Source organism: Rhizobium grahamii CCGE 502, assembly GCF_000298315.2.
Lineage (GTDB): Bacteria > Pseudomonadota > Alphaproteobacteria > Rhizobiales > Rhizobiaceae > Rhizobium > Rhizobium grahamii.
This window is the reverse complement of the sequence record NZ_AEYE02000021.1, coordinates 1-11,840: the sequence shown is the minus strand read 5'-3', so window position 1 is coordinate 11,840 and position 11,840 is coordinate 1. Positions and strand designations below refer to the sequence as shown.

10 protein-coding genes are annotated in these 11,840 nt (G+C 57.9%); 2 read left to right on the top strand and 8 right to left on the bottom strand.

The window, feature by feature from the left end; translation table 11 throughout:
* Positions 1-56 precede the first annotated feature (56 nt).
* The 8 genes from RGCCGE502_RS17595 to RGCCGE502_RS17555 all read right to left on the bottom strand — a co-directional run bounded on the left by RGCCGE502_RS17595 (position 57) and on the right by RGCCGE502_RS17555 (position 9,079).
* The gene (locus RGCCGE502_RS17595) at positions 57-635 is read right to left on the bottom strand and encodes a cupin (protein ID WP_341875036.1); all 579 of its coding nucleotides are present in this window, start codon (positions 633-635) and stop codon (positions 57-59) included.
* Between the two features lie 645 nt (positions 636-1,280).
* A complete protein-coding gene (locus RGCCGE502_RS17590) occupies positions 1,281-2,279 on the bottom strand; it encodes an Ldh family oxidoreductase (protein WP_016555535.1) in 999 nt (332 codons plus the stop codon).
* Position 2,280: 1 nt separating this feature from the next.
* Positions 2,281-4,266: an oxidoreductase gene (locus RGCCGE502_RS17585; protein ID WP_016555534.1), complete on the bottom strand. Its 1,986-nt coding sequence runs from the start codon at positions 4,264-4,266 to the stop codon at positions 2,281-2,283.
* Between the two features lie 235 nt (positions 4,267-4,501).
* Complete coding sequence (locus RGCCGE502_RS17575) at positions 4,502-5,578, bottom strand: quaternary amine ABC transporter ATP-binding protein (protein ID WP_016555532.1); 1,077 nt, start codon at positions 5,576-5,578, stop codon at positions 4,502-4,504.
* Entirely contained in the window at positions 5,571-6,458 is an 888-nt protein-coding gene (locus tag RGCCGE502_RS17570) for an ABC transporter permease (protein ID WP_016555531.1), read from the bottom strand. Before RGCCGE502_RS17570 ends, RGCCGE502_RS17575 begins: the two co-directional genes overlap by 8 nt.
* A gap of 100 nt (positions 6,459-6,558) precedes the next feature.
* Positions 6,559-7,560 (bottom strand): ABC transporter substrate-binding protein, encoded by a 1,002-nt coding sequence (locus RGCCGE502_RS17565; RefSeq protein ID WP_016555530.1) that lies wholly within the window; start codon positions 7,558-7,560, stop codon positions 6,559-6,561.
* Between the two features lie 65 nt (positions 7,561-7,625).
* Positions 7,626-8,420 carry a pyrroline-5-carboxylate reductase family protein gene (locus tag RGCCGE502_RS17560; RefSeq protein ID WP_016555529.1) on the bottom strand — a complete coding sequence of 265 codons (795 nt, stop codon included), beginning with the start codon at positions 8,418-8,420 and terminating at the stop codon, positions 7,626-7,628.
* Between the two features lie 29 nt (positions 8,421-8,449).
* Positions 8,450-9,079, bottom strand: a complete 630-nt coding sequence (locus RGCCGE502_RS17555) for a TetR/AcrR family transcriptional regulator (protein WP_016555528.1) — start codon at positions 9,077-9,079, stop codon at positions 8,450-8,452.
* A 143-nt stretch (positions 9,080-9,222) separates the two neighbouring features.
* Between RGCCGE502_RS17555 and RGCCGE502_RS17550 the strand changes: the two genes are divergently transcribed.
* On the top strand, positions 9,223-11,259 hold the full coding sequence (locus RGCCGE502_RS17550) for an NADH:flavin oxidoreductase (RefSeq protein ID WP_016555527.1): 2,037 nt from the start codon (positions 9,223-9,225) through the stop codon (positions 11,257-11,259).
* 94 nt (positions 11,260-11,353) lie between these two features.
* On the top strand, positions 11,354-11,840 hold a 487-nt coding region (locus RGCCGE502_RS17545), incomplete at its 3' end, for an electron transfer flavoprotein subunit beta/FixA family protein (protein WP_016555526.1).

Here is an 11,840-nt window from a genome sequence, read left to right as displayed (position 1 = left end):
CGGTCGCCGATCGCCAGAGCGGGTTGCTAGAGATGGCGTTACCGCTTCGCGTAGCGTCACTTTTCATCCGCGCTTGGTGATCGCCATTGGGTCAGCAATGGCTCGGCACGGCCGGTTACGGGATCAGCTGGGGGAAGAGGCAGCTTTCTTATAGCTTCAAGGTCTTCTTCGGTTGCGTTCGATCTTTTGATATCCGGGCGCTGACCGGGCGGATAAGCACCAACAACGAGGAAATCGTCGCTTGCTACGACGAGGCAGTGCCCCGTTCCTGCCGGCAGGGCCAGGCAATCACCGGCCTTCACGGCGTAGCTGATACCCCCAGGACCCCCAATTTGGACGGACCCATGACCCCTCGCTATTCCGAGGATCTCATGCGCGTTTACGTGGTAGTGGTGATAGTCAAATATCCCGTTTCGCCAGATTCCTGTCCAACCGTGCTCCCGGAACAAGGTTTCAAATCGCCCCGCCATATCGCCGGTGGCGTCTACCGCTGACTGATAGACGACGACGGGCAGTAATGGATTATTTGGAACCCAATCACCTTTTGGAAGCAACTTAGGGTGGATTTCCATCGCTTGAACCTTTCTTCGACTGCGCTGCAACCGGAGTTGCAGGAGGCGGATCCGCAAGCCCAAGCGTAAAATCCCTGGTGGCGCTAGTCGTTCCACCTGCCGGTGATTAAATAACCTCCTGAAAAGGTTGGGACGTCTCGACATAAACCCGCACTGCAAGCTCGGGCATGAATCTCCTTGCGGCAGATCCAATTCAAATTGAATGGTGGTCGACAGCTAAGAAAAAGGACCCGTCGCTTGCCGTTTGGAGCGCCGGGTCCGTTGCAGCACTAAGGGGTGATGGTGCTGGCGTACCGACTATGGTCATAAGAGTTTGTTCTCTCCAACGCCATTAATTAAGCGACTTAACGCTCAGTTAATATCAACAGCGGCAAACTTCAGCACGGCCGAAAGTGAAACAACAGCCGCAACGAAACAATAGGCGAAAATCTTAGCTCGCCGGAGTCGGCGAGCTCGTGTCCCTGACCAGTCATAAACCACATGTCGTCTCCGGTTCGCTCGAGATAGAGGGCTTGCGCCCAAGATTTCAAGGTGCGTGCCCAGAATTGGGCAGAGGCGCTCGACGGCCGCTGCAGCCCGCTGGCAAGCTGGGCCTTTGGCCCAACCAAAATTGCGTCACTCGGGCGGCAAACTTACGCAAAGACCATGTGGTTGGTACGCGGCCGCTGAGCCTACACCCGATGGTTGGCGACGAGCGTATTCGAAGTATTACTTGCCGATGATAGCCGAGATCCTTTCGAAGACACCGCGGGGGATGGTGACGTCCATTGGCGGCCGAGGGGAGTAATTTCTATCAACCCCGGGTATGAACACGCCGTGATCCTGCAGGCGGCGGACGTGGGCGCGGGCCCGCTCGATCTGCGCGTCTGTGTTTTCCCTTGGCATGATTGCGATCACGCTTAACCCTACCGCAGGCGACTGCGTTCCCGACCTGAAATCTGGCGCGTCCAGCGACCAGGGGCCACCCGAAAGGCCAGCCGCCAGCATCTCCACAAGGAGCGCGACATTTGCGCCTTTTCGCCCTCCGAAAGGCAACAAGGCTCCCATCAGCGCCTTTTCGGCATCATGGGTTGCGTTACCCTCTTCGTCTACTGCCCAGCCTTCGGGGATCGTCTTTCCTTCTTCGGCAGCTCTCACGATATTAACGAAGGCGGTCGCGCTCGACGCTTGGTCAATGATCAGCGGAGGTGTGCGCTCGCCGAGTGGAAATCCGAATGCCATGGGATTTGTGCTATAGACCACTGGGCCGCCGGCCTTGGCCACCATCATGGCATTTGCATTTGTCGCCGCCAGACCGATTATACCTTCATTGCAAAGCCTGCGAACGTAGTACCCGAGTTCGCCGGCCGTATAGCTGTTTGTCTGCGTGAGGACGGCCACTCCGAAATTGCGAACCGCCTCGAGCAGATCCGGAAAGGCCAGATCAAAACCCAACTGAGCGATACCCCGATCTGCGTCCGAAACGAGAAATGCGGGGAAAGCGCGGTCCGATCGGGGTTTTGGATCGCAATTTATCCGTCCTTCCAGGAAACCATGGAGATAGTCCACGAGGTGTGGAAACCCGAGCGTCGGCGGCCCGTAGCTTGCTGCCGACAGCGTAGCTTCGACGAGCGAACGCGCGCTCGACAAGGCTGCGCCGCAGGCCAGGCACGCTTCCATTGCAAGGTCCTCGGCGTTTTTTATTTTCAGCACCACCTGGTCAGACATGTCAGATTTCCAATCCGGCCTTTCTGCCTTCGAAGAACGCATAGGGAGCTTGGCGCGGTGCCGCGCAGTCGCCGATTTGTCGCACGGTAACGCCCAATTCGAGCAGGCCTGGCATGAGCCAGTCCATTGGGTGGTTGGTGGTTGCGGTGACGAGTGCATCCGCCTCCATAAAACTGCGTTTACCGGTATTGTGATCCAGAACGGTTGCGCCGTTTCCGTGCCATTCGACAATGCTGGTCTCGGTACTCCACTGGACGCCGAGCTTTTTCAAAGCCTGGCGCATCGGGACATCGGCGGCCGTTCTCTGAAGCTCCTTTCCGACAAACGGGTCGGGCGTGACGATCGTAACGTGATGCCCGTCTTCGGCCAATTTCCAAGCCGTTCCGCAACCGCGCCAGCCACCTGCCTCATCCAGCAGAAGGACATTCTTGCCAGGCCTTGCCTGCTTAGCCATGACGGCTTCGACCGTGAATATGCAGCCCTTGTCGAAACCGGGCATCACCTCAATCGTCGGGAGGGCTTTCTGGAACCCGGTCTCCGCTGAATAGGATCCTGTCGCAACGATCACCACGTCTACCCTAGATGGGTCGATGTCATCGGCTTCCACAAATGTATTCAATCTGACGTCAACGCCGAGCGCCTCCAACTGGCGTTCGTACCAGCCGAGCAGATCAAGGATCTGCGCGCGCCTCGGCTGCAGTCCCGCGAGTAGAAAGTTGCCGCCGAGGCGCGTTCCGGCCTCCGAGAGGACGACCCTGTGGCCACGTTCCGCCGCTACCCTTGCCGCCTCAAGCCCTGCTGGGCCGCCACCGATGACAAGCACTCGTTTTGGATGAGTCGCCTTGGTGAAGCGATCGCCGTTCCATTCGAATTCACGGCCCGCCGAAGGGTTGATCAGACAGCTTATCCAGTAGTCCCTGGACCGGCGCCCCCAGCACATCTGGTTGCAGGAAATGCAGCCACGAATGTCCTGAGGTCGGCCTTCGCGGGCCTTGCGCGCCAAATGAGGGTCGGCGATCTGCCCACGAACGATGGATACTAGATCGGACGCGCCTTCACCAAGGACGGTCTCGGCATTTTCAGGGGTTCGGATGTGGCTTTCGGCGACGACCACGGCTTTTTTAACGACCTTCTTGAGACAAGCGGCAAGATCGGCGCCGAGTTTTTCTGGATAGATGAACGTCGGCATCAGCTTGTAGAAATCGAGGTAGCCCCCCGACCCACAGGTGACATAGTCGATCAGACCGAGCTCGTCGTGAAGCTTCACGATCTGCGCAAGTTCGTCTCGCTGGAGGGCTGCCTTGACATCCGGCTCGTCGCTTACCGCAATGCCTATGATGAAATCCGGTCCGCAGATCTCTCGAATCCGGGCAAGAATCTCACGAGACATGCGCGTGCGGTTTTCAAGAGAGCCTCCCCACCGGTCTTCGCGTCGATTGCTCCAAGGTGTCCAGAACTGGTCGACCATCCCCAGATAGGCTGCCCAGACTTCAACACCGTCGAAGCCGGCCTCGCGGCATCGTCGTGCCGCCTGAACAAAGCCGTCAATCGTCTCAAGGATTTCGGCTTCGGTCATCGGATGCGAGCCGTCGCTGTCGTGGTAGCTCGGCAGTCCGGACGGCGACCAGTGGGGGTGGAAGGAATTGTCGGAATCGCCGTGGGCTCCGACGTGATAAAGCTGCTGGATCGCCACTGCGCCATTGCCCTTTATGGCGCTGACAACGGTCATGAAATGCGGCACGACACTGTCGTCAGAGTGCCGGAAGTTTCCTCTGGTCAGAACGGCGGAAGCATGAACCGGCATCGGTTCGACGACGACCATCGCAGCGCCGCCGATCGCACGTTCCGCGTAATAGGCGACATGGCGCTCCGTCGGCAGGCCTTCGACAGCCATGTTGGCTGTATGGGCGCCAAAGACGATCCGGTTGCGAAGCGTGTGCCCGCGAATCCGAAGCGGGCTAAAGAGGCGGGGAAACGTTTCGGGCATAGTCACTCCCGGATGCGGGTCATCGTTGGGTTTGGGGTTACGAAGCCTTTTGGATGTCACCGAGCTTGGCGGGGTGCTGCGGGGAGAAAACGCACAGCGCCGACGTCAGCGCTGAGCTTGCTTTCTGGGATATCGATCGGCAGAACCGCGATCGCCAATAACGCCTCATGCAAGCCGGGATGAAGCCCATGCTCGCGTTTGGCGGCGTCAGGGTCGAACGTCGTTGCGAATAGCCTCACCGGACAAGCGCAATCGCCTCTTCGGGCGTTTGAGCAATATCCGAATTGACCATCGCGGTTGCAAGTTGGCGGAACGTGACAATCCCCACAGGACGAGATCCTTCACCGACGACAGTCACATCGCCATCGGGAACCGACGCAAGCAGGCGAACGGCCTCCTCGACGGTCATGGAGGCGTCGACGGTGAAGCCGCTGCCGGAAGCGCCGGGTCGCAAGGGGCTCATGATGGCACTGACCTGAACCACACGCCCGCGGTTTACTTCCTTCACGAAGTTGGCGACATACTCATCTGCGGGCCGCAGCACGATGTCCTGGCTGCTGCCTTGCTGGATGATCTCGCCATCGCGCAGGATAGCGATCTGGTCTCCCAACCTTAATGCCTCATCGAGATCGTGTGTGATGAAGACGATGGTCTTCTTGATTTCCTGCTGGATGTCGAGCAGCACAGTCTGCATATCGGTTCGGATCAGCGGGTCAAGCGCAGAATAGGCTTCATCCATCAATAGAACCGGCGCGTCATTCGAAAGGGCGCGCGCAAGGCCGACGCGCTGCTGCATGCCACCTGAAAGCTGATTCGGGTATTTCTCTTCAAAGCCTTTCAATCCGACGCGATCGAGCCACCGCATTGCGACGTCGACAGCTTTCGAACGCTCTAAGCCCTGAACCTCAAGACCAAAGAGTGTATTGTCGAGAACGTTGCGATGCGGCAGAAGCGCGAACTTTTGAAACACCATCGCCGTTTGGTGCCGACGGAAAGTACGCAGCTCGTTTTCATCCATCTTGACCACATCCACGCCGTCGACCAGCACTTCGCCGGCAGTCGGGTCGATCAGTCGGTTGATATGACGAATGAGCGTCGACTTTCCCGAACCGGACAGCCCCATGATGACCTGGATCGAACCCGATGGCATTTCGATATTGATATCGCGCAGACCGAGCACGTGGCCGTATTTTCGATTCAATTCAGCCTTGGTCAGTCCCTTCTGGACTGCCTCGATATGAGACGTGGCATTCGGACCGAAGATCTTGAAGAGGTGCCGGATCTTTATGCCGCCAAAATCATGATCAGCCATGAACGATCTCCCGATGCTTTTGGAGCCGCTTGCCATATGCCTGGCTCACTCGATCAAAGATGATGGCGATGCCGACGATGGCGAGGCCGTTGAAAATACCCAAGGTGAAGTACTGATTGGCGATGGCCTTAAGGACCGGTTGTCCAAGTCCTTGGACGCCGATCATCGAGGCAACCACGACCATCGCCAGCGCCATCATGATGGTCTGGTTGATCCCAGCCATGATGGTTGGCAATGCCAGAGGCATCTGCACCTTGAACAATTTCTGGGAGTTTGAAACGCCAAAGGCGTCGGCTGCCTCAAGTACGTCCTTGTCGACCAACCTAATGCCGAGGTCGGTCAATCGGATCATGGGAGGGATCGCATAGATGACTACGGCGATGAGGCCAGGAACGCGGCCAATTCCGAGCAGCATGACGACCGGGATCAGGTAGACGAAGCTCGGCATGGTCTGCATCACGTCGAGGATTGGGTGGACAATACGCTGGAATCGGTCCGATCGAGCCATCAGAATGCCGATCGGCAGGCCCAGCGCGATGGATAGGACAGTGCAGACGAAGATCATCGAGACGGTCTTCATGGTATCGTCCCACATGCCGAAATAGCCGATGAGCAGCAATGTTACGAGACAGCCGAGCACAATCTTAAGGCTGCGGCTTCCTAGCCATGCGATCACCAGAACCATCAGCGTAATGATCGGCCACGGCGTCTGGGTCATGAACCGGTCAACAGCAATCAGGAAGTGCTGCAAGGGAGAGAAGAGGGTCTCGATGGTGTCGCCGTATGCCCTCGTGAAACCTCGAAATCCGTCGTCGATCATCTTCTTGAGGTCACGAAGACTGTCGTCGTTCATGTGCGGAAATTTGTAAAACCATTCCATTCGGGTCCCCTTTCTCTGAACGAGCCGTGACAAGTCTCCTGGGTTACTTTCCGGCTTCTGAAGTGGCGGCACGTGTCAAAACGCGCCGCCCATTCACCCATCAAAGCGAGGCTTCGATTTTCTTCGCTGCGTCTTCCGACACCCACTTTGTCCAGACGTCTTTGTTTTCCTTCAGGAAGTGCTTGGCACCGTCCTCACCGCTCGCCTGATTGTCGGTCATCCAGGCCATCAGCTTGTTGACGGTATCATTGCTCCACGAACGCTTCTCGAGGTAGGCCATCACATCCGGCCCTGCTTTTTCAGAGAAGGGCTTTGCAACCAGCGTGACAATCGTATCAACCGGCCATGCGTTCGGCTTCGGATCAGCGCAGTCTGCGACGGTGTTGCAGCGTTTCCACTCGGCCGCATCAGCCGGAACACCGGCTTCGAGCTTGACCATTTCGTACTTGCCAAGCAAAGCGGTTGGGGCCCAGTAATAGCCGACCCAGCCCTGCTTGCGTTCATATGCCTTTGCGATCGAGCCATCGAGACCCGCGCCGGAGCCGGTGTCGACCAGCTTGAAGCCCGATTTTTCAGCATCGAATGCCTTATAGAGCTGAGATGTGACCACGGTGCCACCCCAGCCCTGCGGTCCGTTATAAATTGCTCCCTTCGAGGAATCTTCGGCGTCCGGGAACAGTTCGGGGTGTTTCAGCATGTCGGGAATGGTTTTCAAATCAGGATGGGCGTCCGCGATATACTTGGGAATCCACCAACCCTGAATGCCGCCATCTGGAAGGGGCGAGCCCACCTTGACAATGCGTCCCTCTTCCGTGCCCTTCTTCACAACATCCGGAAGAAGATCAATCCAGGCTTCGGGAGCAATGTCAGGTTCGCCCTTTTCGGCCATCGAGGTGATGGTCGGAACCGTGTCGCCGACGGTGATTTCCGCGTTGCAACCATACCCCTCGTTCAAGATGATCTTGTCGAGGTTCGACAAAACTTCCGCGCTTTGCCAATTCATGCTCGCGATCGTGACACTGCCACAATCCGCTGCATTTGCGTAAGAGGCCGTTCCCAACAGGCCAAGTACCATGCACGTAGAAGCCAATAACTTGTTCATTATCGTTCCCTTTTCTTAGCGGCGTGTCTCTTGAGCGGGGTGCCGCGAACCCGCTTCAACGGTCGTTAGGAAGCGTCTCCCATACTCACCGATTTCTTGAAGGCTGCAGCCAGTCCGTTGGAAATAGCCTCGTCGAATCCTGACGCGCGCATTTCCTCGATGCCAGCCGCGGTTACTCCGCGATAGTCGACAAAACGGTTTACGATGTCGGTCGGATTGTCTTGCTGTCGTTCCAGGAGGCGTCCGGTTCCCGTCAGCATCGTCACGACGGCTCGCTCAGCGATATCTGCAGGCAAGCCCTGAGCAATCGCGTGCTTCATCATTGCCGCGGCTAGGAACGCGGGGAAGGCTGGCCCGGTGCCCGACATGCCGGTGAGGTAATCGATGTCCGTTTCGCTGCCCACTTCGTCTTCGACACCGCAGGCGCCAAAGATCTTTCGGACCAGCTTGCGATCATCCGCAACGACGCCGGGCGAGGCCATCCAGGGCGTATAGGAGCAACAGACTTCGGCGGCAGCGTTGGGCAGGGCTCTGACCACTCTTTCGGTCGCATGCCTTTCGATGAGCGCCGAGACGCGAATACCGGCCATGACCGAGATCAGAAGTTTCCGCTCCAGCTTCACAGGCACCGAACCCCAGTCTTGCGGGCGCACAGACATGATCACGACATCTGAACGGTCTGCAAGCAGTTGATTGTCCGTCGTCCAATGCGACGCGGCGAAGCGGTCTGGTCGAGAGCGGCGATAGGACAGCGTAAGGTCCGCGGGATCGGCAATGCCTGCGCGAAGGATCGAGCCTGCGATGGAACCGCCAAGCCAACCTGCGCCGCCAATGATCCCGATCCTTCCTTTTCCGCTCATCTTGTTCCTAACTCGGCCCTAACCTGGCCCTAATCCGGCTTGTAGCCATGTCTCGCGAAGAACCGGTCAAGCTCTCGCTGCTGCGGCGTTTCACCCGTGTAGATTGCGATGTATTCGGGGATGCGCTTCATGCGGAGGCTGACGCTTTCGTTCGACTGCATCGATATATAGCCGATCTGAACGAGGTAGGTTGTCCGTGCGCGAACATCCGCGCCGATTTCAGGATGCCCAAAGCGTTTGAACATGCCGGCAAGCGCATCCATCCGCGTTCGATCCGCCTCCTGGACCTCCTGAAGGATATCCTCCGACTGCAGGGCCCAGCTTCGCACGGCAAACTCGAACTTGCTGTCGAATAGCCGGCTGTCCAGCCAGCAGTCGAAGACGTTCAGCATCGCTTCTGCCAAGGTCTCGGCGTAGGCTTGCGACTGCTTGACGATGGAACCTGTATTCTTCTCCCGCCAGCGCGAGACCAGCCCGTCCAAAAGTTCTTCGCGATCCTTGAAGAACCAATAGAAGCTGGTGCGCGACAGGTTGAGTTTTTTTGCCAGGGGCAAGATCTTCACGGAATCTATTCCAGACTCCAGCAGGGAGTCATAGGCTGCCTCGAGCCATCCCTCCTGCGATCCACGCCAGCCACTGTCGCTCAAACTCTGGTCCATGAGCAACTCCTACCAAATCCGGAAGGTCAATTCAAATAAAATGTACATTACTGTCAAATTAATTAACTGGTATGTTTTCAATGTTGACACATGTGTACATTCCGCCTAGCGTCCTGACCAAATGCTAATCCGGAGCATGACCGATGTTGAACGATCCCCTGCTGCAGCCCTACAAACTCAAGCATCTGACACTGCGCAATCGTATCATCGTGACATCCCATGAGCCGGCCTATCCGGAGGACGGTATGCCCAAGGAGCGCTACCGGGCCTATACGGTCGAGCGAGCGAAGGGTGGCGTCGCGATGACAATGACGGCAGGGTCTGCCGCCGTGTCGAAGGACAGCCCGCCCGTCTTCAACAACCTTCTGGCCTACAAAGATGAGATCGTTCCCTGGGTTAGGGAGATGACGGACGCCGTCCACGAACAGGGTGCTGCGATCATGATCCAGCTCACCCACCTTGGCAGGCGAACACGCTGGGACAAGGGGGACTGGCTCCCCGTGGTTGCTCCGTCTCATCATCGTGAAGCGGCGCATCGGGCATTCCCGAAGAAACTGGAAGATTGGGATATCGAGCGCATCATCAAGGACTTCGCCGACGCCGCCGAGCGCATGAAAGCAGGCGGTATGGACGGCGTTGAACTCGAGGCCTATGGCCATCTGATCGACCAGTTCGCTTCGCCACTGACCAACGAACTCGGGGGTCCGTACGGAGGGCCGCTCGAAAACCGCATGCGCTTCTGTTTCGACGTCTTCAAGGCGATGCGAGAGAGAGTGGGTAGCGACTTCATACTCGGTGTCCGATATACCGCAGACGAACGCCTTCCTGGTGGCAACGGCAAGGAAGAGGGCATCGAGATATCGAAGCGGCTGCGCGACAGCGGCTTGATCGACTATCTGAATGTCATCCGAGGGCATATCGACACTGATCCGGGTCTCACTGACGTCATTCCGATCCAGGGAATGGCCAACTCACCGCATCTGGACTTTGCCGGGGAAATCCGGGCGGCGACGAACTTCCCGACGTTCCATGCGGCCAAGATCCCCGACGTTGCCACGGCGCGTTACGCAATTGCGTCAGGGAAGATCGACATGGTCGGCATGACGCGCGCGCACATGACCGATCCTCACATCGTTCGCAAGATCATCGAAAAACGGGAGGAAGACATCCGGCCGTGCGTTGGCGCCAACTATTGTCTCGACCGCATCTACCAGGGGGGCATGGCCTTCTGCATTCACAATGCGGCCACCGGGCGAGAGCAGACGATGCCCCACGTGATCCCGAAGACTGAGGTCCGCAGGAAAGTGATAGTGGTTGGCGCGGGGCCGGCCGGTCTCGAAGCCGCTCGTGTCGCCGCCGAGCGTGGGCACGAGGTGATCGTATTTGAGGCGGCAAGCAATCCTGGTGGACAGATCAGGCTGACCGCCCAGAGCGAACGTCGCCGAGAGATGATCAGCATCATCGACTGGCGGATGGCGCAATGCGAAAAATACGGCGTCGTAATCCACTTTAATACCTGGGCCGAAGCAGACACGATCACCGCGGAGAGGCCCGACGTTGTCATTATCGCGACAGGGGGCCTGCCTCACACGGAAGTGCTGACCAAGGGGAACGATCTTGTCGTGTCGTCTTGGGATATCATTTCCGGTGATGTGAAACCGGGTTCGAATGTCCTCGTGTTCGACGATGCCGGAGATCACGCGGGCTTGCAGGCCGCGGAGGTTTTGGCCAAGGCGGGCGCGAAGGTTGAGATCATGACACCGGATCGCTCTTTCGCGCCGGAGGTCATGGCCATGAACCTCGTCCCTTATATGCGGTCTCTTCAGAAACTGGATGTGACGTTCACAGTCACCTTTCGCCTCGAATCCGCCGAAAGGAACGGAAACCAGATCGTTGCCAGCGTCGGCAGCGATTACGGCGGCGTGTCAAAACAGCGCGTCGTCGACCAGATTGTCGTCAACCACGGCACGATCCCCCTCGACGAACTCTATTTTGACCTCAAGCCTCTTTCGAGCAATCTGGGCGAGACCTCCTATGACGAGCTCCTCGCTGGCGAGCCGCAGTCGGTGGTCCGCAACGGGGAAGGTCTGTTCCAGCTCTTTCGGATCGGGGATGCGGTGGCAGCACGCAATACCCATGCGGCCATATACGATGGTCTGCGGATAGCAAAGGATCTTTAGGCCAAGAGGGCGTCACAACGAACCTTGCGGGACCCGCAATATGGCGTTCGACAAGCGATGGCTCGTTTCCGAACTCTAACGAACAGGTGCAGTCATGAAAATTCTCGTTCCCGTGAAGCGGGTGGTTGATTACAACGTGAAGATCCGCGTGAAACCGGACGGCACAGGCGTCGAGCTTTCGAATGTGAAGATGTCGATGAACCCGTTCGACGAGATTTCGGTCGAGGAGGCGCTGCGGCTGAAGGAAGCCGGCAAGGCCGAGGAAGTCGTTGTCGTGTCGATCGGTCCTGCCAAGTCTGAAGAGACGCTGCGCACGGCGCTGGCCATGGGCGCGGACCGGGCGATCCTGGTCGAGACCGACGATGCCGTCGAGCCGCTCGCCGTTGCCAAGATCCTGAAGGGCATCGCCGACGCCGAACAGCCGGGTCTTGTCATCGTCGGCAAGCAGGCGATCGATGACGATTCCAACCAGACCGGCCAGATGCTGGCGGCACTGCTTGGCACCGCGCAGGCAACCTTCGCCTCGAAGATCGAAATCGGTGATGGCAAGGCAACCGTGACGCGCGAAGTCGACGGCGGCC

Excerpts from the sequence above, each read along its gene's own strand:
- RGCCGE502_RS17590 (WP_016555535.1), bottom strand. The coding sequence starts at position 2,279 with ATGTCTGACCAGGTGGTGCTGAAAATAAAAAACGCCGAGGACCTTGCA.
- RGCCGE502_RS17585 (WP_016555534.1), bottom strand. The coding sequence starts at position 4,266 with ATGCCCGAAACGTTTCCCCGCCTCTTTAGCCCGCTTCGGATTCGCGGG.
- RGCCGE502_RS17575 (WP_016555532.1), bottom strand. The coding sequence starts at position 5,578 with ATGGCTGATCATGATTTTGGCGGCATAAAGATCCGGCACCTCTTCAAG.
- RGCCGE502_RS17570 (WP_016555531.1), bottom strand. The coding sequence starts at position 6,458 with ATGGAATGGTTTTACAAATTTCCGCACATGAACGACGACAGTCTTCGT.
- RGCCGE502_RS17565 (WP_016555530.1), bottom strand. The coding sequence starts at position 7,560 with ATGAACAAGTTATTGGCTTCTACGTGCATGGTACTTGGCCTGTTGGGA.
- RGCCGE502_RS17560 (WP_016555529.1), bottom strand. The coding sequence starts at position 8,420 with ATGAGCGGAAAAGGAAGGATCGGGATCATTGGCGGCGCAGGTTGGCTT.
- RGCCGE502_RS17555 (WP_016555528.1), bottom strand. The coding sequence starts at position 9,079 with ATGGACCAGAGTTTGAGCGACAGTGGCTGGCGTGGATCGCAGGAGGGA.
- RGCCGE502_RS17550 (WP_016555527.1), top strand. The coding sequence starts at position 9,223 with ATGTTGAACGATCCCCTGCTGCAGCCCTACAAACTCAAGCATCTGACA.